The organism is Nocardioides sp. Root122 (assembly GCF_001425025.1).
Taxonomy (GTDB): Bacteria; Actinomycetota; Actinomycetes; order Propionibacteriales; family Nocardioidaceae; genus Nocardioides.
Window position 1 is genome coordinate 113,305 of sequence record NZ_LMDE01000011.1, and the last position, 23,626, is coordinate 136,930.

20 protein-coding genes are annotated in these 23,626 nt (G+C 72.1%); 13 read left to right on the forward strand and 7 right to left on the reverse strand.

The window, feature by feature from the left end; genetic code table 11:
* The first annotated feature begins 98 nt into the window (after window positions 1-98).
* Genes ASC64_RS13305 through ppdK form a run of 3 tightly spaced genes read left to right on the forward strand, consistent with a single transcriptional unit; the run spans window position 99 to window position 5,705 of the window.
* Complete coding sequence (locus ASC64_RS13305) at window positions 99-1,952, forward strand: multicopper oxidase domain-containing protein (protein ID WP_056908029.1); 1,854 nt, start codon at window positions 99-101, stop codon at window positions 1,950-1,952.
* Window positions 1,953-1,986: 34 nt separating this feature from the next.
* Window positions 1,987-3,012, forward strand: a complete 1,026-nt coding sequence (locus ASC64_RS13310) for an NUDIX hydrolase (RefSeq protein WP_056908030.1) — start codon at window positions 1,987-1,989, stop codon at window positions 3,010-3,012.
* 14 nt (window positions 3,013-3,026) lie between these two features.
* Window positions 3,027-5,705, forward strand: coding sequence for a pyruvate, phosphate dikinase (ppdK, locus tag ASC64_RS13315; protein ID WP_056908031.1), 2,679 nt, complete (start codon window positions 3,027-3,029; stop codon window positions 5,703-5,705).
* Here ppdK and ASC64_RS13320 read toward each other — a convergent pair.
* A complete protein-coding gene (locus ASC64_RS13320; protein ID WP_056908032.1) occupies window positions 5,691-6,632 on the reverse strand; it encodes a co-chaperone YbbN in 942 nt (313 codons plus the stop codon). The genes ppdK and ASC64_RS13320 overlap by 15 nt on opposite strands.
* A gap of 59 nt (window positions 6,633-6,691) precedes the next feature.
* Between ASC64_RS13320 and ASC64_RS13325 the strand changes: the two genes are divergently transcribed.
* Both ASC64_RS13325 and ASC64_RS13330 read left to right on the forward strand, forming a co-directional pair.
* Entirely contained in the window at window positions 6,692-7,279 is a 588-nt protein-coding gene (locus ASC64_RS13325) for a GtrA family protein (protein WP_056908033.1), read from the forward strand.
* Between the two features lie 101 nt (window positions 7,280-7,380).
* The gene (locus ASC64_RS13330; RefSeq protein ID WP_056908034.1) at window positions 7,381-8,106 is read left to right on the forward strand and encodes an SDR family oxidoreductase; all 726 of its coding nucleotides are present in this window, start codon (window positions 7,381-7,383) and stop codon (window positions 8,104-8,106) included.
* Between the two features lie 22 nt (window positions 8,107-8,128).
* Here ASC64_RS13330 and ASC64_RS13335 read toward each other — a convergent pair whose 3' ends face one another.
* Both ASC64_RS13335 and ASC64_RS13340 read right to left on the reverse strand, forming a co-directional pair.
* Window positions 8,129-10,696, reverse strand: coding sequence for an MMPL family transporter (locus tag ASC64_RS13335; RefSeq protein ID WP_056908035.1), 2,568 nt, complete (start codon window positions 10,694-10,696; stop codon window positions 8,129-8,131).
* A gap of 1 nt (window position 10,697) precedes the next feature.
* The gene (locus ASC64_RS13340; RefSeq protein ID WP_156385191.1) at window positions 10,698-11,339 is read right to left on the reverse strand and encodes a TetR/AcrR family transcriptional regulator; all 642 of its coding nucleotides are present in this window, start codon (window positions 11,337-11,339) and stop codon (window positions 10,698-10,700) included.
* A 158-nt stretch (window positions 11,340-11,497) separates the two neighbouring features.
* Between ASC64_RS13340 and ASC64_RS13345 the strand changes: the two genes are divergently transcribed.
* Complete coding sequence (locus ASC64_RS13345; RefSeq protein WP_056908037.1) at window positions 11,498-12,043, forward strand: hypothetical protein; 546 nt, start codon at window positions 11,498-11,500, stop codon at window positions 12,041-12,043.
* Here the strand turns inward: ASC64_RS13345 and meaB are convergent.
* Window positions 12,034-12,993 (reverse strand): methylmalonyl Co-A mutase-associated GTPase MeaB, encoded by a 960-nt coding sequence (gene meaB, locus ASC64_RS13350; RefSeq protein WP_056908403.1) that lies wholly within the window; start codon window positions 12,991-12,993, stop codon window positions 12,034-12,036. The genes ASC64_RS13345 and meaB overlap by 10 nt on opposite strands.
* Before the next feature lie 17 nt (window positions 12,994-13,010).
* A complete protein-coding gene (locus ASC64_RS13355; RefSeq protein WP_056908038.1) occupies window positions 13,011-14,192 on the reverse strand; it encodes an acetyl-CoA C-acetyltransferase in 1,182 nt (393 codons plus the stop codon).
* A 281-nt stretch (window positions 14,193-14,473) separates the two neighbouring features.
* Between ASC64_RS13355 and ASC64_RS13360 the strand changes: the two genes are divergently transcribed.
* The 6 genes from ASC64_RS13360 (at window position 14,474) to ASC64_RS13390 (ending at window position 21,255) form a co-directional block, all read left to right on the forward strand.
* Window positions 14,474-15,229 (forward strand): LamG-like jellyroll fold domain-containing protein, encoded by a 756-nt coding sequence (locus tag ASC64_RS13360; RefSeq protein ID WP_056908039.1) that lies wholly within the window; start codon window positions 14,474-14,476, stop codon window positions 15,227-15,229.
* Between the two features lie 92 nt (window positions 15,230-15,321).
* Window positions 15,322-15,777 (forward strand): methylmalonyl-CoA epimerase, encoded by a 456-nt coding sequence (mce, locus tag ASC64_RS13365; protein WP_056908040.1) that lies wholly within the window; start codon window positions 15,322-15,324, stop codon window positions 15,775-15,777.
* Between the two features lie 130 nt (window positions 15,778-15,907).
* Entirely contained in the window at window positions 15,908-17,248 is a 1,341-nt protein-coding gene (gene ccrA, locus ASC64_RS13370; protein ID WP_056908041.1) for a crotonyl-CoA carboxylase/reductase, read from the forward strand.
* Window positions 17,249-17,387: 139 nt separating this feature from the next.
* Window positions 17,388-18,800, forward strand: a complete 1,413-nt coding sequence (locus ASC64_RS13375) for a hypothetical protein (protein ID WP_082550467.1) — start codon at window positions 17,388-17,390, stop codon at window positions 18,798-18,800.
* Window positions 18,801-18,826: 26 nt separating this feature from the next.
* Window positions 18,827-20,125 carry an AI-2E family transporter gene (locus ASC64_RS13380; protein ID WP_056908043.1) on the forward strand — a complete coding sequence of 433 codons (1,299 nt, stop codon included), beginning with the start codon at window positions 18,827-18,829 and terminating at the stop codon, window positions 20,123-20,125.
* Between the two features lie 137 nt (window positions 20,126-20,262).
* Window positions 20,263-21,255, forward strand: coding sequence for a hypothetical protein (locus tag ASC64_RS13390; protein ID WP_056908045.1), 993 nt, complete (start codon window positions 20,263-20,265; stop codon window positions 21,253-21,255).
* On the opposite strand, the gene ASC64_RS13395 is transcribed toward ASC64_RS13390, so the two are convergent.
* Window positions 21,192-22,214, reverse strand: a complete 1,023-nt coding sequence (locus ASC64_RS13395; RefSeq protein WP_082550513.1) for an EamA family transporter — start codon at window positions 22,212-22,214, stop codon at window positions 21,192-21,194. The two genes, ASC64_RS13390 and ASC64_RS13395, sit on opposite strands and share 64 nt — an antisense overlap.
* 47 nt (window positions 22,215-22,261) lie before the next feature.
* On the opposite strand from ASC64_RS13395, the gene ASC64_RS13400 reads away from it, so the two are divergent.
* Window positions 22,262-22,798, forward strand: a complete 537-nt coding sequence (locus ASC64_RS13400) for a CGNR zinc finger domain-containing protein (RefSeq protein ID WP_056908046.1) — start codon at window positions 22,262-22,264, stop codon at window positions 22,796-22,798.
* A 46-nt stretch (window positions 22,799-22,844) separates the two neighbouring features.
* Here ASC64_RS13400 and ASC64_RS13405 read toward each other — a convergent pair whose 3' ends face one another.
* Complete coding sequence (locus ASC64_RS13405) at window positions 22,845-23,615, reverse strand: alpha/beta fold hydrolase (RefSeq protein ID WP_056908047.1); 771 nt, start codon at window positions 23,613-23,615, stop codon at window positions 22,845-22,847.
* Window positions 23,616-23,626: the final 11 nt, after the last annotated feature.

Below are 23,626 nucleotides of genomic sequence, written 5' to 3' on the forward strand. Positions count from 1 at the left end.
ACCTTGCTCCAGCGGAGGCACGGGATTTTCCTCCGATGTCCAGACCACCCCGAAAACGGGTATGCGGGCAGTCCGGACGCGACGGCAGACTCGACCGCGTGCGGGGGACGCTCGAGACGAAGGTGCGCGCTGCAGTCGCTGCAGCGGCCGTGGTGATGTGCGCCGGCGCCGTGGTGGCCTACGACGTCGGCCCGGGACCCGACGCGGGCCCGGCCTTCGCCGAGCCGGTCCGCAACGCCACGGTGGTCATCGACCAGGGCGGCGTCCGCAAGGGCTACGCCACGCCGCAGGTGTCGGTGTCCGGCGGCGGCACCGTGACGGTCGTCAACCTCGACTCCTTCGACCACACCGTCACCTCGGTGGCCAAGGGCCCCGACGGCCTGCCCGCGTTCGACGTGCTCGTCCGCGCCGGCACGTCCGAGACGGTGCCGGGGGTCGACCTGCTGGCCGCCGGTGCCTGGGACTTCTACTGCAAGTTCCACCCCAACATGCGCGGCACGCTCACCGTCGAGGGGACGGGCGGCGGGGTCGAGCCCGGCCGCCCGACGTTCGACCAGCCACTGGTGGTGCCCCGCACCGAGCGCGGGGCGGACGTCCGGCTGGTGATGCGACGCAGCATGGTCCGCACGCGGGCCGACGGCCCACGCACCGCGATGTGGACCTACGACGGGACCTACCCCGGCCCCACCATCCGCCGGCGCGGGGGGCAGGGCACCGAGGTGACGGTCGTCAACCGGCTGCCGCGCGGCGCCGGCTCGATGTCGACGCACCTGCACGGCGACCACCACGCGTCGCGCGACGACGGCCAGCCGACGTCGTACCTCATCCGGCGCGGCGCCAGCCGCACCTACGACTATCCGCTGACCGTGGCCGGCAAGCCCGAGCCGGGGTCGTTCTTCTGGTACCACGACCACCGCATGGACCGCACCGCCCGCAACAACTGGCGCGGGCTCCAGGGGATGTTCATCGTCACCGACCCCCCGCGCCGCGGCCTCCACCTGCCCAGCGGGGCGCGCGACGTGCCGCTGATGATCTCGGAGCGGTCGTTCGGCCCGGACAACCAGCTCACGAACCCCTTCGCGCACGGACCGCGGATGGTGGGCCACCACGGCTCGATGGCGTGGACCGGTCCCCACGCGCCGCCGGACGACGCCACGATCGGCGACACGGTGCTGGTCAACGGTCGCGAGGCGCCCTACCTCCGGGTGTCGGCGACGCGCTACCGGCTGCGGCTGCTCAACTCCTCGCCCTTCTCCAGCTACAACCTCACGCTGTCCGGGGGACGCCCCTTCCTGCAGATCGGCACCGGCAGCGGCCTGCTGCCGCGTGCCGTGGTCCGCACGCACGTGCTGCTGGGCCCGGCGCAGCGTGCCGACGTGCTCGTCGACTTCCACGGCGCGACCGGGGAGGAGCTGGTCCTCTCCTCCGAGCCGGCCACGCCCGGCACGACGGGCGACGACGCCCGCAGCGCCCCCGTGATGGAGTTCCGCGTCGGTGAGCCGGCCCGCGACACGTCCCGCCTGCCGGCCCGACTGCCGTCACCGGAGCTGGTCTCCCCCGTGCCGCGGAAGATCGCGAAGACGTGGACCTTCGGGCTCTCCGGCGACGACCACCACGGCAGCTTCTGGTCGATCGACGGCCAGGCCTTCGACCCCGACCGGGTGGACCACCGCGTCCGCCTCGGCACCGTCGAGCGCTGGCGGTTCCGCAACACCAGCGACGTGACCCACTACGTCCACGTCCACGCCGAGCAGTGGCGCACCCTGCGACGTGACGGCGCCGCGCCACCACCGTGGGAGCAGGGCCTGGAGGACACGTGGCGCCTCGAGCCGGGCGAGGAGGTCGAGGTGGCCGCGCGCTTCACCGACCACACCGGCCCGTTCATGATCCACTGCCACATGCTCGACCACGAGGACCACGGCATGATGGCCCGCTTCGACGTCCTGCCCTGAGGAGACGCCGCGGAAGGGTCGTTAGGGTGACGAGGTGCCTCCCGAACAGCCGACCCTGACCGACGGCGTGGTGACGCTCCGGCCGTGGCGGGACGACGACATCGCCGCAGCGGTCGCCGGCCACGACGACGAGATGGCGCTGTGGTTCGGCTGGGACCCGGCGGACGTGTCGGAGGAGCGCCACCGCGACGCCGTACGACGCTGGCGCGAGGACTACGCCGCCGACCGCCGCCGCACGTCGTTCGTCATCGAGCACGACGGCGAGCTCGTCGGCAGTGTCGAGATCACCAGGCAGGGCACCCACGGCGCCAGTCTCAGCTGGGCGCTCTACGCCGGTCACCGCGGGCGCGGCCACGCCGCCCGGGCCGTGAAGGTGCTGGTCGACTGGGCCTTCGCCGACGCCGACGACGGCGGTCTCGGGGTGCAGCGCGTCGAGGCGCGGATCGACCCCCGCAACGACGCGAGCCGTCGGGTGGCCACGCGGGCGGGCCTGCGCCTCGAGGGGACCCAGCGCGTCGTTCCCGGCATGGGCGACCGCCCCGACGCGACGTCGTACGCCGTCTACGCGCGGCTCGCCACCGATCCGCCCGTCAGCGAGCCGGAGGGCTTCCGGTCACTGCTCAACTCCTTCCTCCCCCGCAAGCGCGCGATCTCGCAGATGCTGGTGCGCGACGACGCCGGGCGGGTGCTGCTGTGCCGGCTCACCTACAAGCGCGACTGGGACCTTCCGGGCGGCGTCGTCGAGGTCGGCGAGTCGCCGCGGATCGCCGTCCAGCGCGAGGTCGAGGAGGAGCTCGGGCTGACGATCGAGCCCGGCGGCCTGGTGCTCACCGACTGGCTGCCGGCGTGGGGCGGCTGGGACGACGCGGTCTGCCTGGTCTTCGACGGCGGTACGCACCCATCGTCCGTGCTGGCCGGGGTGGTCATGCAGGAGCGGGAGATCCGGGACGTGCGGTTCTGCACGCTGGAGGAGGTCGACGAGCTCGCCGCCGACTTCACCGCACGGCGCGTCCGCGCGGCAGTCCAAGGGTCCCGGCCGTATACGGAGTCCGGTCGCTGAGGCAGGATGCCTCCATGACCTGGGTGTACGACTTCGCAGAGGGAAGCAAGGACCAGAAGGACCTGCTGGGAGGCAAGGGCGCCAACCTGGCCGAGATGACGAACCTCGGCTTGCCCGTCCCACCGGGCTTCACGATCTCCACCGAGACGTGCCGCGCCTACCTGGCCGAGGGCGGCGAGCCCGAGGGCCTCGCCGAGGAGGTCACCGAGCACCTCGCCTCGCTCGAGGAGGCGATGGGCAAGAAGCTGGGCGACGCCGAGGACCCGCTGCTGGTCTCGGTGCGCTCCGGGGCGAAGTTCTCCATGCCGGGCATGATGGAGACGGTCCTCAACGTCGGGCTCAACGACACCTCGGTCGGCGGCCTGGCCGCCCGCAGCGAGTCCGAGCGCTTCGCGCTGGACTCCTACCGGCGGTTGCTCCAGATGTTCGGCGGCACGGTGCTGCACGTCGACTCCGAGCTGTTCTCCGACGCGCTCGACGAGGCGAAGAAGGCCAAGGGCACCGAGAACGACCTCGACCTCGACGCCGACGACCTGCGCGGGCTGGTCGAGACGTTCAAGGGGATCATCAAGACCGAGACCGGCCGCGACTTCCCGCAGGACCCGCGCGAGCAGATGGACCTCGCGATCCGCGCCGTCTTCGACTCCTGGAACACCGACCGGGCGCGGCTCTACCGCCGCCAGGAGCGGATCCCGGAGGACCTCGGCACCGCCGTCAACGTCCAGGCGATGGTCTTCGGCAACTTCGGCATGGACTCCGGCTCCGGCGTGGCGTTCACCCGTGACCCGGCCAGCGGCGCCCAGGGCGAGTACGGCGACTACCTCCAGAACGCGCAGGGCGAGGACGTCGTCGCCGGCATCCGCAACACGGTCTCGCTGGCCGACATGGCCGAGATCGACCGGAAGTCCCACGACGACCTGATGATGATCATGACGCGGCTCGAGCGCCACTACCGCGACATGTGCGACATCGAGTTCACCGTCGAGCGGGGCAAGCTCTGGATGCTCCAGACCCGCGTCGGCAAGCGCACGCCGGAGGCCGCCTTCCGCATCGCCGTCCACATGGTCGACGAGGGCATGATCCAGCTCGACGAGGCGGTGCTCCGCGTGACCGGCGACCAGCTGGCGCAGCTGATGTTCCCGCGCTTCGACGAGTCCGCCGACCGCACGCTGCTCGCCAAGGGCATGAACGCCTCCCCCGGTGCCGCCGTCGGCAAGGCCGTCTTCGACTCCGACACCGCGGTGGAGTGGGCCGAGCGGGGCGAGGACGTGATCCTCGTCCGCAAGGAGACCAACCCCGACGACCTGCGCGGCATGGTCGCCGCTCGGGGCATCCTCACCAGCCGGGGCGGCAAGACCTCGCATGCGGCCGTGGTCGCCCGTGGCATGGGTCGCACCTGCGTCTGCGGCGCCGAGTCGCTCGACGTGGACACCAAGGCCAAGGAGTTCCGGGTCCGCGACGGCGAGACGGTCCGCGAGGGCGACGTGATCTCCATCGACGGCACGACCGGTGAGGTCTTCGCGGGCGCCGTGCCGGTGGCCGACTCCGTCGTCGTGCGCCACTTCGAGGGCGAGAAGATCGACGACGACCTCGCCCAGGCGGTCGCACGGATCATGGCGCACGCCGACGGCGCCCGACGGCTGCGGGTGCGGACCAACGCCGACACCCCGGAGGACGCCGCCCGCGCCCGCCGCTTCGGGGCCCAGGGCATCGGGCTGTGCCGCACTGAGCACATGTTCCTCGGCGAGCGCCGGACGCTGGTCGAGCAGCTGATCGTCGCCGAGGACGAGGCCGGCGTGGACGCCGCCCTCGACGAGCTGCTGCCCCTGCAGCGCCAGGACTTCACCGAGATCCTCGAGGCGATGGACGGCCTGCCGGTGACGATCCGGCTGCTCGACCCGCCGCTGCACGAGTTCCTGCCCGACATCACCGACCTCAGCGTGGAGGTCGCCCTCGCCGAGGAGCGGGGCGAGGTCGACGAGCACGCGGCGCGGCTGCTCACCCACGTCCGCCGGCTCCACGAGCAGAACCCGATGCTCGGGCTCCGCGGCGTCCGCCTCGGGATCCAGATCCCCGGGCTGTTCCGGATGCAGGCGCGCGCGATCGCCGAGGCCGCCGCCGACCGGATGGACGCCCACGGCACGCCGCGACCGGAGATCATGGTGCCGCTGGTGGCCAGCGTGCGCGAGCTCAACATCGTCCGGTCCGAGATCGAGCAGCAGATCGCCGAGGTCGAGGAGGAGCGCGGGGTGAAGCTCGCCATCGCCATCGGCACGATGATCGAGCTGCCGCGCGCCGCCTTCCTGGCCGACCGCATCGCCAAGTCGGCCGACTTCTTCTCGTTCGGCACCAACGACCTCACCCAGATGGCCTGGGGCTTCTCGCGTGACGACGTGGAGTCGGCGTTCTTCTCCCGCTACTTCGAGCACGGCATCTTCGACGTCTCACCGTTCGAGTCCCTGGACCAGCTCGGCGTCGGCGGCATGGTGGAGATGGGGACGAAGAAGGGCCGCAAGACGCGCGCCGACCTCAAGGTCGGCGTGTGCGGCGAGCACGGCGGCGACCCGTCGTCGGTGCACTTCTTCGACCGGGTGGGCCTGAACTACGTCTCGTGCTCGCCCTTCCGCGTCCCGATCGCCCGGCTCGAGGCCGGACGGTCGGTGCTCGGGAAGCGCGACTCAGAAGAGCGCTGACGCCAGGTTGCGACGACCCGCCAGCACGCGCGGGTCGTCGTTGCCGACCGCGGCGAACAGCCCGAGCAGGTGGTCGCGGGCCTTGTCACGGTCCTTGTCGCTCGTGCGGGCCACGAGGTTCACCAACCGGGTGAACGCGTCGTCGACGTGGCCGCCGAGCATGTCGAGGTCGGCGACCAGGGTCTGCGCGTCGACGTCGTCGGGCCGGTCGGCGGCAGCCGCCCGCGCCTGGTTGAGGTCGACGCCCTGGGTGCGCTGCATGACCTTGGCCATCGCGAGGCCGCCGGCGGCCTCGACGTCGGCCGGGTTGGCGTCGACGAGGCGCTGGTACTCCGCGACCGCACCGTCGATGTCGCCGGACGCGAGCGCGTCCTGCGCGGGCGCGTAGCGCGGGTCCACGACCTCCTCCTCGCCCTCGGCGACGGGCGTCGCCGAGCGCGGCTGGTGGCGGCCGGTGATGCCCTGGCTGGTGAGCTGCTGGCCGACCTGGGTCAGCGCGGTGCGCAGCTCCTCGATCGGCAGCGGGTCCTGGAGGAGCGGCATCGGCCGGCCGTCGACGACCGCGACCACCAGCGGGATCGACGGGATCTGCATGGCCTGGGCGATCTGCGGCGCGGCGTCGATGTCGACCAGCCCGAGGAGGTAGCGCCCCTCGTGCTCGTCCACCACGGTGGCGAGGTCGTCGGCGAGCTGGCCGCTCTCCGGCATCCGGGTGCGCGAGTAGAACACCAGGAGCACCGGGGCGGTCATCGACTGCTCGAGCAGGCCCTGGAAGCTCGACTCGTCCACCACCACGCTGTACGACGACCCTGCCGACGACCCTGCCGCTCCGCTGCCGGCCGGCGCGCTGGGCTGCGGCGGGCGGGCGGCCTGGGCGAGACCGGAGAGATCGATGGCACCTGGACGGCTGAACGGCTGCTGCGTCATGGGGCCAATCCTAGGGAGACCGGCCACGCGGCGCTGCTCCGGTGGGTAGCCTCGACGACATGGGACCTCGCGGAGCCGCGCTGCTGACGCGCCACCGCCGCAACCTGGGCCTCCTCGCGCGCTTCGGCGTGGTGGGTGCGTCCGGGGTCGTGGTCAACATGATCACGCTCATCGCGCTGCACAAGCTCGGTCCCAGCTTCGACGACGCGGTCGTCGGGCTGGCCGGATCGGACTTCAACCTCCGCTGGTACCACGTCTACTCGACGCTCGCCTTCCTCGTCGCCAACCTCAGCAACTTCCAGCTCAACCGGTCGTGGACCTTCCAGAGCAGCCGGCACACACCTTGGTGGAAGGAGTACTGGCCGTTCCTCGTGGTGGGCCTCGGCGGGCAGGCGGTGGGCCTGGCGCTGCTGACCCTGCTCATCCACCCCCACTCGCCGCTGAGCCTGCCCACCGACGTGTTCGACGACTCCAGCGGGCTGCGCAACCGGCTCTACTGGTCCCAGCTCATCGTGATCACCCTGGTGACCCCGCTGTCCTTCGTCCTCAACAAGGTCTGGACCTTCGCCGCGGTGCGCACCGGCCGGCTCGCGCTCCTCGACGCGGCGCACGAGGAGGAAGTGATGGCCGGGAAGGATGTGGTCTGAGCGTGCCGAACTGTGCCTGAACTGAGCACAGGCTCACCTATCTCCGCGTACCTACCCCGTGGTAGACAATGCCGGGGTTCAACGGGGAGGGACGGCACGTCATGACATCGGGGTCCTACGACTTCACCGGCTACGAGGTCCTCGTGGTCGGCGGCACGCGCGGCGAGGGACACACCGTCGCGTCCGCCTTCGCACGCTCGGGTGCGTCCGTGACCGTCACCGGCACGATGATGCTGCGCGCCCTCTACGACACGGACCTGACCGCCTTCGACTACGAGTCGGTCAACCTGGCCCGGCAGGAGTCGATCGACAACCTCGTCGGGACGATCGGCCACATCGACGTGCTCGTCCTCGCCGCGTCCTGCAACCTGCCCTTCGGCCTGCCCGCCAGCGAGCAGGCGTTCATCGCCGAGGCGGTCCGGTCCGGGCTGCTCGGCCCCACCTTCCTCACCACCCGGATGCGTCTCAAGCTGAGCCAGAGCCCGGCGACCGGTGGCGGCTGCGTGATCAACACCGGTGCGGTGGCCCAGTGGCTCGAGCTCTCCTCCGCCCCCGAGGTGGCACAGGCACAGCTCGTCGAGTCGACGGCGCGCGCCGGCGAGCAGTGGTCGGGCCTCGGCGTCCGCGTGAACTCCGTGCTCCAGCGCAAGCGCTCGGTGCTCCCCCGCCAGTACGCCCCCGTGGCCGCGTCCAGCCACGGCAGCCGCCTCGCCGGCGACACCCTCGTGCGCACCCAGCGGATGAGCGACGCGGTCGCCGACGCAGCACTGTTCCTCGCGAGCAGCGGGGCCTCGCGCATCACGGGCCAGACGCTGCGCCTGGGCTGAGCGCCCGGCCGCGAGGGCGGCCTCAGCCGACCGGGGCCAGCTCGCGCTCGGGCTCTGCGGCCTGCTCCTGTGCGGCCAGCCGCTCGGCCAGTGCCGCACCCTCGACGTCGAGGTTCGGCAGCAGCCGGTCCAGCCACCGCGGCAGCCACCAGGCGCGGTCGCCCAGCATGGACAGCACGGCGGGCGTGAACGTCATCCGCACGAGGAAGGCGTCGAGGAACACACCCACCGCCAGCCCGAAGCCGATGGAGCGCGCCATCGTCATCTCGGCCCAGATGAAGCCCGAGAAGACGGCGACCATGATGAGTGCGGCCGCCGCCACCACGCGGGCACCGGACACGAAGCCCACGCGCACCGCCGTACGTGCGTCCTTGCCGTGGACGTAGGCCTCGTGCATCCCGGAGACCAGGAACATCTGGTAGTCCATCGCGAGCCCGAACAGGATCCCGATGAGGAGCGTCGGCATGAAGCTGAAGACCGCTGACGGGTCGTGCACGTCGAAGACCGAGCCGAGCCAGCCCCACTGGTAGACCGCGACGATGGCCCCGAAGCTGGCCGCGACGGAGAGCAGGAAGCCTGCGGTCGCCACGAGTGGCACGAGGATGGAGCGGAACACGATGGTCAGCAGCACCAGCGAGAGCCCGATCACCATCGTCAGGTAGAGCGGCAGGGCACCCGCGAGCCGCTCCGAGACCTCGATGTTGGCCACGGTGGCGCCGGTCAGGCCGAGCTCCACGTCGTCGCCGAGGAGCTGCTTCCCCGTGGGGTTCGCGTCACCGATGAACGGGCCCAGGTCGAGCCACGAGTCCGCACGCACGGCGTCGCCGTCGGCGAGGCGTCGCAGCCCCTGGACCAGCTCCACGGTGGACGCCGCGGACGGTCCCTCGGCGGGCACGACCTGGAACGCGATCGTGCGCCGGTCGTCGCTGGTGCCGATGGGCAGCACCGAGACGCGGTCGTCGACCGCCAGCACGGCGCGGGCGATCTTCGCCTCCTCGGCGACGAGGTCGTCCTCCGCCACGGGGGCGGCGTACTCCGCGGCGACGAGCAGCGGGCCGTTGCTGCCGGGCCCGAAGCTCTCGGCGACCCGCTCGTAGGCCCGGTACGCCGTCGAGTCCTGCGGCTCGGACGAACCGTCCGGCAGGCCGAGGCGCATGGACAGGGCCGGGAGCGCGAGCACCAGCATCACGAGGGCGACCAGCACGGTCGCAGCACGCGGCCGACGGGTGACCAGGCCGACCCAGCGCTGCGGCCACCCCTCGTGCGTCGGCGCCGACGCCGGGCGGCGGCGCGACCGGCGAGACCGGCGCGGCACGGCGCGGTGCCCGACGAGCGAGAGGAGGGCCGGCGTCAGGGTGAGCGCCACGAGCACGGTGACGGCGACCGTGAAGGCGGCGAGCAGGCCCATCTGGAGCAGGGTCGGGATGCCGGAGACGGCGAGGGCGGCCAGGGCGATCACCACGGTGCTGCCGGCGACGACGACGGCGGAACCGGCCGTGCCGGTGGCGAGCGCGACGCTCGCGCGGAGCTGGTCGCGGGTCGGCTCCGTGCCGTCAGCGGTGAGCTCGGCGAGCTGACGGCGGTGCCGGTTGACGATGAAGAGGGCGTAGTCGATCCCGACGGCGAGGCCGAGCATCATGCCCAGGACCGGGGCCATCTGCTGGAGGTCGATCCAGTGCGTGGTCGCGATGCCGAGCGTCAGGCTCACCCCCACCCCGACGAGCGCGATGGCGAGCGGCAGACCGGCCAGGACGAGCGAGCCGAGCATGACGAGCAGCACGACGCCCGCCACGGCGACACCGACCGCCTCGCCGATGCCGCCGACCTCGCGGCTCATGGTCAGCTCCTGGCCGTAGTCGGTTTCCAGGCCGGCGTCAGCGAGCCGCTCCCCCGTCTCCGGCACCGCCTCCAGGGTGGTGGGGTCGAGCTGCTGGGTCTGCGTGTCGAAGCGCACCTGCACGAGCGCGGTGGTGCCGTCGCGGCTCACGAAGGAGACACCCTCGCCGGCGGAGCGCAGGTCGCGACCCGCGTGGTAGGCGTCCCAGCCGGCGGTGAGCCTCTTCTCGGCCTCGCCCAGCTGTGCGCGGCCGTCGGCGAGCTGGCGCTCGAGGTCCGCGGTGGCGTCGTCGGGGTTCGCAGCGAGGTAGTTCTCCAGCCCGACGAGCTGCGCGCGGCCGGTGTCGTACTGCTGCTGGCCCTTGGTGAGGCGGCGCTCGGCCTTGTCGAGACGGTCGTCGGAGCTGTCGAGACGCTTCTGCAGGGCGAACGGGTCCATCACCTCGGTGACGTGCGGGAGCTCCTCCCATGCAGCCATGGTGTCGCGCAGGGCGGTCTTCTGCTCTGCGGTGAAGCCGTCGGCGCTGTGGACCACGACCGTGCCCGTTCCGCCGGCGACCTGCGGGATCTCCTGTCCCAGCTCGTCCAGCACACGGCCGAACTCGCTGTCAGGGATCTCGAACTCGTTGCTGAGCGGTCGCGAGAGCGTGGCCATCCCCCCGACGGCCGCAGCCATCACGAAGAGCCAGGCGAGCAGGACGGCGAGGGGGCGACGGGCCGAGAACAGGCCGAGCCGGTGCAGCAGGGTTGCCACGTCAGTTCTCCATCTGGGGACGTGCGGGGACGGCGGCGGCCTCGTCGAAGCCGGCGAAGAGGTGTTCCATGGCCCGGCGGATCCAGACCTTGTGGAGCTCGGCGGCCTCCGCCTCGTCGGCCGAGGCGGAGACGGCCAGGCGGGTCACCGCGCAGAGCGCGCCGAACGAGGCGGCGGCGAGGCTGGCGACGTAGATCGGGTCGGCGTCCTCGCCGAGGCGCCGGCGCAGTCCCTCCTCGAGGGCCTCGCGCTGGCGGTCCTCGAACTCCAGCAGGAAGCGGCGGGTGGCCGTCGACCTGCCGGCCGCCCGCTCGAGCTGGCGGGCCTGGGAGAACGCCGCCCCGTCGACCATTGCCTCGAGCACGACCAGCGCGGAGGTGCGCAGGGGTTCGTCGGCGGGCCGGGCGACGATGGCGTCGATGGTCTCGACCGTGGCGGCCTCGAGCGAGGCGGTCAGGACGTCCTCGACGCGCGGGAAGTAGTTGAACAGGGTGCGGCGCGAGACGCCCGCGACCTCGGTGATCCGGTCCGCGGTCAACGCCTCGAGCCCCTCGTCCCCGAGGACCTGGATGGCCGCCGCGGTCAGTGCGGCGCGCGTCTCGAGCTTGCGGCGCTCCCGGCCGCCGGCGATGTTCAGCGTCATGACCTGCACGGTAGTGCAAGTTTGCACGGGCGTGCAAACTCCGGTTGCGCCGAAACCCCCGCACGACCCGCGACGCACAGTTACAGTTCGGGCACGCCAGGCCACACGCCGTCCACAGGAGGGCAACACCGCCTCCCGCCCGGAAGGACACCACACCGTTGACCGAGCTGATCTCGCCGTCCCGCGCCGCGTGGGTCGGTCGCGTCTCGCAGCACCGCCGCGACCAGATCGCCGCACGGATGGCGCACTCCGACCCGGACGGACCCACCGGGCCCGTCCGGTCGGAGCGCCTGGCCCTCGACCTGGCCCAGGTGCGCGTCGCCTGGGCGAGCCGTGTCCAGGAGAGCTGGCTCCCGGTCGTGAAGACCCTCTGCCGCGAGCTCGACGCCATCACCTCCGTGGTGCTGTGCACCTCCGCGGGTGCCGCCGTGGCGACCTACGGCCTCGCGTCCGCGGACGTCGCGCGCATCTCGAACCTCACCGGCGTGCTCGTCGGCGCGGCATCCGCGCTGAGCGAGTCCGACCTGGAGGTCGTGCACCTCGCCGCCGGCCGGACGCACACCGTGGTGGCCCCCGTCGAGGGCACGGAGATGGGACCCCACGTCCTCGCGGTCACCGCCGAGGGGACCAACGCGGCCGCCGTGGTGGGCCTCACCCGCGGCGCAGCGCTGGAGCTGCGGGAGCTGCTGGCCGCTCAGCCCTGAGCGAGCAGCTCGTCGGCTGCGGCGTACGGGTCCACGTCCCCTGACACGACCCGACCGGCGAGGCGGTCCAGGTCGGCGTCGCCGCCTGCCTGTCCCCATCGCTCGCGGAGCGCGTCGAGCGCGATCGCCTCGACCTCGCGCCGCGCCCGGGCCGTACGACGACGGGTCAGCTCGCCCGACTCCCCCAGCCACGCCGCGTGCCGGTCGATCTCTGCGAGCAGCTCCTCGATGCCCTGGCCCGTGCTGGCCACGGTCTGGAGGACGGGTGGGCGCCAGGCGCCGTCGCGCCGCTCGGCCATGGTGAGCATCGTGCGCAGCTCACGCCGGGTGCGATCGGCGCCCTCCCGGTCGGCCTTGTTGACCGCGTAGACGTCGCCGATCTCGAGGATCCCGGCCTTGGCCGCCTGGATGCCGTCGCCCATGCCGGGCGCCAGCAGGACCAGCGTCGTGTCGGCGAGGCCGGCCACCTCGACCTCGCTCTGCCCGACGCCCACCGTCTCCACGATGACCACGTCGCACCCGGCGGCGTCCAGGACCCGCACTGCCTGGGGCGTCGACCACGCCAGGCCGCCGAGGTGGCCGCGGGCTCCCATCGAGCGGATGTAGACGTCCTTGTCGAGGGCATGGTCACCCATCCGGACGCGGTCACCGAGCAGCGCACCGCCCGAGAAGGGCGAGGACGGGTCGATCGCCAGCACGCCCACCCGCTTGCCGGCGCGGCGAAGCGCCGACACCAGGGCGTTGGTGGACGTGGACTTGCCGACCCCGGGCGCCCCGGTGATCCCGAGGACGTGGGCACGGCCCACGTGCTCGCGCAGGGCCGCCATCACCTCACGCAGGTGAGGTGACGCATCCTCGACCAGCGTGATCAGGCGCGCGACCGCGGCGGCCTCGCCCCCACGTGCCCGCGCGACCAGGTCGGGGACCGCGAGGGCACCCCGCCGGGTCACGCGCGCCACCGGTCCCGTCAGGCGGGGACGCGGATGATGAGGGCGTCGCCCTGACCGCCGCCGCCGCAGAGCGCGGCAGCGCCGACGCCACCGCCGCGGCGCTTGAGCTCGAGGGCGAGCGTCAGCACGATGCGGGCGCCGGACATGCCGACCGGGTGGCCCAGCGCGATCGCGCCGCCGTTGACGTTGACCTTGTCGTCGCTGACACCGAGCTGCTTGGCCGACTCGATGCCGACCGCCGCGAAGGCCTCGTTGAGCTCGAAGAGGTCGATGTCGGAGACCTCGATCCCCTCCTTCTCGGCCGCCTTGGCGATCGCGTTGGCCGGCTGGAGCTGGAGTGAGGAGTCGGGGCCGGCGACCTGGCCGGAGGCTCCGATCTCGGCGAGCCAGGTCAGCCCGAGCTCCTCGGCCTTGGCCTTGCTCATCACGACCACGGCGCAGGCACCGTCGGAGATCTGGGACGCGGAGCCGGCGGTGATGGTGCCGTCCTTCGCCACCGGACGCAGGCCGGAGAGCGACTCGACGGTCGTGTCGCCGCGGATGCCCTCGTCCTCGGCCACGGTGATGTCGCCCTTGCGCGTCGAGATCGTCACCGGGACGACCTCGTCGTCGAAGAGGCCGTTCTTCCAGGCCAGCGCCGCGCGCTGGTGCGACTGGGCCGAGAAGGCGTCCTGCTCCTCGCGGGTCAGGTTCGCACCTGCGGCGTTGCAGCCCTCGGTCAGGTTGATCATCGCCTGGTCCGTGAACTGGTCGTAGAGCGCGTCGTAGGCCATCGAGTCGACCAGCGCGGTGTCGCCGTACTTGAAGCCCTCGCGGCTCTTCGGCAGCAGGTGGGGCGCCTGGGTCATCGACTCCATGCCACCGGCGACGACGATCTCGTGCTCACCGGCACGGATCAGCTGGTCGGCCATCGCGATCGCGTTGATCCCCGAGAGGCACACCTTGTTGATGGTGATCGAAGGGACGCTCATCGGGATGCCGCCCTTGACCGCGGCCTGGCGGGCGGTGATCTGGCCGGTGCCGGCCTGGATGACCTGGCCCATGATCACGTAGTCGACCTGCTCGCCGGACACGCCGGCCTTGTCCAGGGCGCCCTTGATGGCCACGCCGCCGAGGTCGGCCGCGGACTGGTCCTTGAGGCCGCCCAGCAGGCGGCCGATCGGGGTACGAGCCCCGGCGACGATCACGGAACCGGTCATGAGCTTTCCTCCAGGCATGCGGGTGTGTGCGAGCGAGTGCTACGTCTGGCGACGATACCCACCCGCGCGCCCGGACCGGGAGGGGCCGCGGGCCCGCGCTCGTGAGGCACACGTCACACCGGCACTGCTGACGGGGACGACCCGCGCGCGGTCCGCCACACCCCTGAGGGCTCACCAATTTGAGGGAGTCCGCCCGCCGGCGGCGCCGCGGGCAGCCGTCGAGTGGTCGGCTGGGCGCACCACGGCCTCGGGGCCGACCCGTCCGTCGCCGAGGAGCGCCCATGTCACGAGTCCGCCGCACCCTGACCTCCGCCGTCGCGCTGGCCACCGCCGCGCTGCTCGGCACCGTCCTCGCCGCCCCTCCGGCGAGCGCCCGCGCGGACGGCGTGGGCGGTCTGTGGTTCTTCGACGAGGGGTCCGGCCAGGTGGCCTACGACCTCTCCTTCAACGGCAACCGCGGCCAGCTCGGCACCACGGCGGGCGCCGACGCCGCCGACCCGACGTGGGTGCAGCTCCCGCGCCTGCTGTTCTTCAAGCGCGCCGCGCTCCGCTTCAACGGCGCCCAGAGCGTCCGGATGGCCGATGCGCCGTCGCTGGAGCCGGACGGCGTCACCGTGCTGGCTCGGGTGCGCAGCACCGGCCCGGGCGCCTTCCGCTACGTCATGTCCAAGGGGGCGTTCCAGTGCGAGAACGCGTCCTACGGCCTGTTCACCGGCGGTGAGGGCGGACTCGTCTTCTACGTCTCCGACGGGACGACGGTGTTCCGGTCGTCCGACGCGGGTGCCGGGATCTGGGACGGCGCCTGGCACACCGTGATGGGAGCCTTCGACGGACAGGCGATCCGGCTCTTCGTCGACGGCCGGCAGGTGGGCACGTCAGTGCCGGCCGCGGCCGACGTCTACTACGGCATGCCCAACGGCGACGACTTCTACGTCGGCGACTACGGCGGCCCGTGCGCCAGCCCGCTCGGCTTCGTGGGTGACATCGACGCGGCCGCGGTCCTCGGCACGTACGACCGCACCGCCTCGCTCGGCTGAGCGCGGGCCGCGGGCACGGCCGACGGCGGGGCGGGAGTGGCGACGGTCACACCCTCTCGCCCCCGGGCGCGACGTCGTACACCATGTGCTGCATGACCCCGGACCTGCCTGCTGACGTGCACCACCTGTTCACCGCCATCGACCACGTCGGCATCGCGGTGCCGGACCTCGACGAGGCGATGGCGTTCTACCGCGACGCCTACGGCATGCAGGTCCTCCACGAGGAGACCAACGAGGAGCAGGGCGTCCGCGAGGCGATGGTCGGCGTGGGCGACTCCGGCTCGTGCATCCAGCTCCTCGCGCCGCTCTCCCCCGAGTCGACCATCGCCAAGTTCCTCGAGCGCAACGGCCAGGGCATCCAGCAGCTGGCCTTCCGCGTCGAGGACGTGGAGCACGTCGCCGACGTGCTGCGCGGGCGCGGCCTGCGCCTGCTCTACGACGCCCCCCGACGCGGCACGTCGAACAGTCGCGTCAACTTCATCCACCCCAAGGACGCGGGCGGGGTGCTGGTCGAGCTGGTCGAACCGGCCACCGACGCCGCCCACTGACGAGCCGTACCGCGCAGGCAGCCCGGGCGAGGAATCTCACACCACGCACCACGCGAGGTTACTCGCCGGTATCTTCACCCCGATCGACGTCCGTGCCACCGATGCCTCACCGCTGATCCAGGAGACACCCGTGCAGAACATCCTCGAAGCCATCCAGTCGGGCAACGCCACCTCGGAGGACTTCGCCAGCCTCGAGCTGCCCGAGTCCTACCGCGCCGCCTTCGTCAAGAAGGACGAGGTCGACATGTTCGAGGGCGTGCCGTCGAAGGAGAAGGACCCCCGCAAGTCCCTCCACGTCGACGACGTCCCCCTCCCCGAGCTGGGTCCCGGTGAGGCCTTCGTGGCCGTCATGGCCAGCGCCATCAACTACAACACCGTGTGGACCTCGATCTTCGAGCCCGTCTCCACCTTCGGCTTCCTCGAGCGCTACGGCCGCAACTCCGAGCTCACCAAGCGCCACGACCTGCCCTACCACGTGGTCGGCTCGGACCTCTCCGGCGTCGTGATCGCCGTCGGCGCCGGCGTCACCAAGTGGAAGCCGGGCGACCGCGTCGTCGCGCACTGCCTCTCCGTGGAGCTCGAGGGCCCCGACGGCCACAACGACACCATGCTCGACACCGAGCAGCGGATCTGGGGCTTCGAGACCAACTTCGGCGGCCTGGCCGACGTGGCGATGGTCAAGGCCAACCAGCTCATGCCGAAGCCCGAGCACCTCACCTGGGAGGAGGCCGCCTCCCCCGGCCTGGTGAACTGCACGGCGTACCGCCAGCTCGTGAGCAAGAACGGCGGCGACATGAAGCAGGGCGACAACGTCCTCATCTGGGGCGCGTCCGGCGGCCTCGGCGGCTTCGCGACGCAGTACGCCCTCAACGGCGGCGCCACGCCGGTGTGCGTGGTCTCCAACGAGGAGAAGGCCCAGATCGCCCGCAGCATGGGCGCCGAGCTGATCATCAACCGCTCGGAGGAGGGCTACAAGTTCTGGAACGACGAGGGCACGCAGCAGGACCCGAAGGAGTGGAAGCGCTTCGGCGCCCGCATCCGCGAGCTCACCGGCGGCGAGGACATCGACATCGTCTTCGAGCACCCGGGCCGTGAGACCTTCGGTGCCTCCGTGTTCGTGACCCGCAAGGGCGGCACCATCACCACCTGCGCGTCGACCTCGGGCTACATGCACGAGTACGACAACCGCTACCTCTGGATGAACCTGAAGCGCATCATCTCCAGCCACTTCGCCAACTACCGCGAGTCGTGGGAGGCCAACCGCCTCATCGCCAAGGGCAAGATCCACCCGACCCTGTCCAAGACCTACACGCTCGACGAGGTCGGACAGGCCTCGCTGGACGTCCACCAGAACGCCCACCAGGGCAAGGTCGGCGTGCTGTGCCTCGCCCCGGAGGAGGGCCAGGGTGTCCTCGACCACGAGATGCGCGCCCGGCACGAGACCGCGATCAACCGCTTCCGGGGGGTCTGACCTCACCCCTTCGGGGCCCATCTGAGATTGCTCACACCCCGGTTCGCGGCTCATCCGCGAGCCGGGGTGTGTTTGTTCCACGGCATCGGAGACACTGGCACCGACGCAGTCCGTACGACGTGAGAGTGGGTGTCGCAGCATGAGCTCCGACCAGGGCCTGTCCATCTTCGACGAGCCGGAGTCCTCCGACGACTCGGCCGAGGCGACCCAGGTGCTCCCGGTGACGCCCAAGGACGAACCGGCCCCCGCTGCGGCCGAGGAGCCCGCTCCGAAGGCCCCCGCCAAGCCGGCGGCCACGCCCACCGGGGAGACCACCGCGAAGTCCACCGCGGAGTCCACCGAGAAGTCCACCGCGAAGCCCGTCGAGGAGCCTGCCGTGAAGCCGGCACCTCGCGTGGACCCGGACGACGTGGCCACCCGCCGCAGTCCGATCATCCCGCCTCCCGCGCCTGCCCGCACCCCGGCCGCCGCCCCGGCCCCGGCCCCGACCCCGAGCCCGACGCCCGCATCGACCCCGTCGGCCGCCCGGCCCGTCGTGCCCCCGCCGCCGGCGCAGGCCGCGACCCCGCTGCCCCAGGTCCGCCGCGGCGGCTACGACAAGGCGGCGGTCGACCAGCGCGTCCACCAGCTCCTGTCGGAGAAGTCCGGCCTGGCCACCAGCCTGGCCAGCAGCGAGGAGCGGGTGATCGAGCTCGAGTCCGAGCTGGGCCGCCTGCGTGCCGAGCTCGACGAGAACGCCAACCCGACCTACGCCGGCCTCGGAGGCCGCGCCACCTCGATGCTCAAGCTCGCCGAGGACGAGGCCAACGACGTGCGCACCGCCGCGCGGCGCGACGCCGACGAGATCCGCAAGGCCGCCGGCCGCGACGCCGAGAGCATCCGCGCGGACGCGGCACGCGAAGCCGACGACATGCGGATGGTCCAGCTCAAGGAGCTCGACGAGATGCGGTCGCGACTGACCGCGGACGCCGAGACCGAGCGTTCGCTGGCCAAGGCCGAGGCGGCCGACCTGCTCGCGGCTGCCAAGCGCGAGGCCGACCAGCTGCGCCTGGCCGCCCAGCAGGAGACCAACGAGATGCGCACCACCGCCACCCGCGAGGCCGAGCAGGCCCGCGCCGCTGCCGACCGTGAGGTGCAGGAGGCCAGGCGCACGCTCGCGGTGGAGAAGGAGCGGCTCACCCGCGAGGCGGCCGAGCACCACAGCAACGCCACGGCCGAGACCCAGCGGCTCGTCGCCGAGGCCGAGGCCCGCGCCAACGCTGCCGAGCAGCGGGCACGTGAGGCGACGGCGCAGGCCAACGCCCACCGTTCCCAGGCGCAGAGCGAGGCCGAGGGCCTGCTCAGCCGGGCCCGTCGCGAGGCCGAGCAGATCGTCGCCTCCGCGCGCACCCAGGCGGACTCGATCACCGCGACCCGGCACGCAGAGGCCGAGCGTGCGTTGGCCAACATCCAGTCCGAGGTGGAGCGGGTGACCAAGCGTCGTGACGCGATCACGGCCCAGCTCGGTGCCCTGCGCGACGTGGTCGCCGGCTTCGGCGAGGACGAGTCCTGAGCTGGGTCTCTCGGCTGCGGGACGCTGTGGCGCCCCGCGACGCCGAGCCCCAGGTCCCCGCCGCAGACCAGGCCCGGACGGACGCCGCCTCGGTCCCTCCCGGAGCCGCCCAGGAGGTCGTCGAGCAGGCCAGCGACCACGCCGACCGCGCCGAGGCCGCCGCGGAGTCGGCCGAGGAGTCCGCACAGTCCGCCGCCGTGATCGCGGAGAAGATCGACGACGCGACCGACCTGGTGGTCGACGACGCCGCGCCGGCGCCGTACGTCCCCGTGGAGCCCGCCACCAGCCCACCGCTCCTGCTGCGCCACTCGCCGTTCAAGATCGGCTTCTTCGGCGCGCTGGGCGCGCTCGTGGCGTTGTTCCTGTCCGAGCAGCTGCTCAGCATCTCCTCCGTGCTGGTGCTCCTCGTGATGTCGATGTTCCTCGCGATCGGGCTCAACCCGGTCGTGGAGTTCTTCATGCGCCGGGGGGTGCGGCGCAGCCTGTCGGTGGTGCTGGTCCTCGTGGTCGTGATCAGCGTGCTGACCCTCTTCGTGGTCGCGGTGGCACCGGTCATCAGCGAGCAGATCGCCCAGATCACCCGCAACGCCCCCGGTTGGCTCGACGACCTGCAGTCCAACTCGCAGGTGCAGAAGCTCGACGACAAGTACGACCTCATCGCCAAGGTCCGCGACTACATCCAGAACGGCGACTTCGGCCAGAAGCTCTTCGGCGGTGCCCTCGGCTTCGGGCTGAAGGTGCTCAGCGTCGTGACCAACAGCCTCATCGTGCTCGTGCTGATGATCTACTTCCTGGCCTCGCTGCCGAGCATCAAGCACGCCGCCTACTCGCTCGCGCCCGCCTCGAAGCGGCACCGCGTCAGCGACCTCGGTGACAGCATCATCCGCTCCACCGGCGCCTACGTCGCAGGGGCGTTCCTCGTCGCGCTGTGCGCCGGGATCAGCACGCTGCTGTTCTCGCTGGTCGTCGGCCTCGGCGACTACGCCTTCGCGCTCGCCTTCGTCGTCGGGCTGTTCTCGTTGATCCCGATCGTCGGCGCCTTCGTGTCCGGGGCGATCATGACGTTGCTGGGTCTCACCGTCTCGCCGACCGTCGCGCTGATCGCCCTGGTCTACTACCTGGCCTACCAGCAGTTCGAGTCCTACGTGATCTACCCCAGGATCATGAAGCGCTCGGTGGACCTGCCGGGCTCGGTGACCGTGGTGGCAGCCCTGGTGGGCGGCTCGCTGATGGGCATCATCGGCGCGCTGCTGGCGGTGCCCACCGCCGCCGCGCTCATGCTGCTGCACCGCGAGGTGTTCCTCAAGCGGCAGGACGCCCGCTGAGCGTCCTACGGACCATCGCGGCGACAGCCGCGGTCGCCCTGCTCGCCGCCTGCAGCGTCGGCGAGGCGCCCCGCCCGGTGCCGGCACCGGCGGGGAAGCCGCCCCGCGCGGTGGCGCCGGAGTGGCAGGCGATCCCCATGGACGGCGAGATCGCCGACATCGATGGGACCTACAGCCAGTTCCTCACCGTCGTCGGACGCACCGACGACGGCGGCCCGCTGGTGGCCGCCGTCGACGGCATCGACGTCATCCGGGTGGCCACGAAGGTGCCCGACGACTACGGGACCGGTGCCGACAGTGCCACCGGCGACTACTCCAACGAGGGCTTCGTCCAGCAGGCCGCACCCGCGCTGGGGCGACCGGCTCGCGTCTACGTCGGCTCCCTCGACACCGAGCTCGGCGGCGAGCTCGAGGAGTGGTACCGCCAGCGCCTGGTCCATCCGGACGGCGGGCGTCCCCCGTGGGCCTCGCTCCTCTTCGACGACGAGGGCGACGTGCGCGCGGTGACGGCCCGCCGGGAGCGCGGATCGTGGCAGGCGCACCTCTGGGAGGTGCACCCCGACGACGGCCGCTGGCGGGTCGCCGAGCATGGTGCCGGACCGCGCCTGCGCGACGCGCCCGCGGCGACCTCTGTGGTGACGAGCACGGAAGAGGTGCGCGTGCACCTCGCTGAGACCACGGACGCCGGGGCGCGGCTCTGGTCGATCGACGCCGACCCCTACTTCCCGACCCGGTGGCGACGGGAGGAGCTCGTGGGAGGAGCTGACTCCGTCACCGACATCCTCAGCTGGGCGGTCGGCACGTGGGTGGCCGGCACGCGCGACGGGCGGCCCGTGATCTGGGACTTCGACGCGGTGGGTGGCGAGGTCGACCTCCCCGACGTCACCCTCGACCCCGAGGCGCCGGTCGTGCGGCTGCTGCGCCTGCCCATCGGCGACCAGCAGCCCGCCTTCGCCGCCCAGCGCCCCGACGGCCCCAGCGTCTGGGTGCGCGGCACGAGCCAGTGGCGCGAGCTGAAGGCGCCGGCCGGGACGATGTCGCTCGCGGCGGCGACCGACCAGGGGTTCTACCTCGTGATCGACGACGTGCTGTGGTTCCGGCCGCTGGCCTGGGACGCCGAGCTCTCCTGAACGGCAGCGTGCTCGTCCGGCAACGGCTCCACGACGAGTGAGGAACGGCCTTCCCCCAGCTTGACCACCACGACCCCGGCCAGCACCAGCACGCCGCCGGCGAGCTGGACGGTCCGGGGCAGCTCCCCGAGCAGCAGCCAGGCCCAGACCACCGCGGCCAGGACCTCGCCCAGCGCGACGAAGGAGGCGAGCCGGCTGCCGAGGCGGCGACCGGCCGCGATGCCGGTGACATAGGAGAACGCCGCCGTGACCAGGCCCAGCAGGACCACGGGGATCCACCAGGCGACCGCACGGCCGTCGTAGACCGCGTCCGCGGTGGAGGCGTGGAAGGGCAGGACCCCGGTGGCGCCTGCCACCAGCAGGACCGCCCCGCCGACCAGCAGGCCGCCTGCGGCGAGGGAGATGCCCGGCAGCCCGTTGTCCTCGTCGGCGGAGATCACGAAGTACGTCGCCGCACCCACCATGGCGCCGAGCGCCCACAGCACCCCCGCCGTGCTCAGCTCGGCCCCGGAGACCACGTCGAGCACCAGCACCAGTCCGGTCGCGGCGATCGCCGCCCCCAGCAGCGTCAGGGCCGAGGGCCGGTGCCCGTGGCGCAGCCACAGCCACACCACGACGGCGACGGGAGCGGTGTACTCGAGCAGCAGCGCGACGCTCACCTGCATGTAGGTGACGGCGTAGAAGTAGCACAGCTGCGCACCGGCCACGGCCGCGAGGCCGTAGACCACGACGAGACCCACGTTGTCGCGGACCAGGTGCCACCTGCCCCGGAGCGCCAGCGCGCCCGGGACGACCAGCACCGCTGCCGCGATCGCGATCCTCAGCCCGACGGTGGCACCGGCGCTCCAGCCGGTGTCGAGCAGGCCACGGGCCAGCGCGCCCGAGAGGCCGAACGACACAGCCGACGCCACGGCGAGACCGAGCCCGGCGGCCGTGCGGGACGAGGTGTCATTGGTCATGGCGCTCACGGTCATGACACTAGGAGGCCCTGATGTAATGTGTCAACATGCTTTTCACGGATGACACCGACGCGGCGCTCCAGGCCGCCGTCGCGCTGGCCAACTCGACCGACGAGGCCGGCCAGCCGCTGGGATCGGTCGACGACCTGTCGGCGTTCCTCGTCGGGTGGTCCTACACCGGGCGCCACGACGCGACCCCTGCCGAGCTCGACGCCGTACGCCGCCTGCGCCCTGCGCTGCGCGAGCTGCTGCTCGCCGAGCGCGACGACGCTGCCGCGATCGTGAACACCATGCTCGCCGACGCCCGGGCCCTCCCCCAGCTCCAGCGCCACGACCAGTGGGACTGGCACCTGCACGCCGTCGACCCCGACCGCCCGCTCGAGGAGCGCGTCGTGGTGGAGACCGCGATGGCGATGGTCGACGTGATCCGCGCCGACGAGATGTCGCGGCTGGCCAGCTGTGCCGCGGACGACTGCGAGGACGTCGTCCTCGACCTGTCGCGCAACCGCTCGCGGCGCTACTGCTCCACCACCTGCGGCAACCGCGAGGCCGTCGCCGCCTACCGCGCCCGCCAGCGCACCTGACGCTCACCGACCCCGCGCCGAAGCGCCTGGCCTCGCGCCGCGCCGATCAGGCCAGGAAGCGCCGCATCACCTCGAGGAACACGTCCGGCTGCTCCGAGTGCACCCAGTGTCCGGCGCCCTTGACCAGGACGCGTCGGTTGCGCGGGAACCGGCGGTCCATCTCGCCGGCCGACTCGTCGCTGATGTAGTCGGAGTCGGCTCCGCCCACCCACAGCACCGGTCCGTCGTACGTCGCCTCGCCGAGCTCGGCAGCGGGCCAGCCGACCAGCCCGGCCATCTCCTCGCCCAGCAGCTCGAGGTTGAGCTGCCAGTGCCAGCCGTCGTCGGTGCGCCGCAGGTTCTGCAGGAGGAAGCTGCGCACGACCGGATTGGGCACCGCCTCGCGCAACGCCTCCTCGGCCTCGTCGCGCCGCTCGATGCGCGTCAGGTCGAGCGCGCGCATCGTCTCGATGTAGCCGACGAACTCGCGCCCGCTCTCGTAGGCCACCGGCCCGATGTCGACCACGGCGAGCCGCTCGACCAGGTCGGGGTGGCGCAGCGCGAGGCACATCGCGATCTTGCCGCCCATCGAGTGACCGACCAGCGCGAGTGGCGCCTCGGGACGCAGGGTCTCGGCGACCTGGTCGGCGAGGTCGAGGTAGTCGAAGGTCTCGGTCCACGGCGAGCGCCCGTGGTTGGGCATGTCGACGAGCACGACGCGGTGGTCGGTGCTGAGCGCCTTGGCGATCTGCGTCCAGTTCTTGCCCTGGCCGAAGAGTCCGTGGCAGAACGCGACGGTCGGGCCGTGGTCGCCGAGGACCGTGGTGTGCAGGCTCACCGCACCATCCT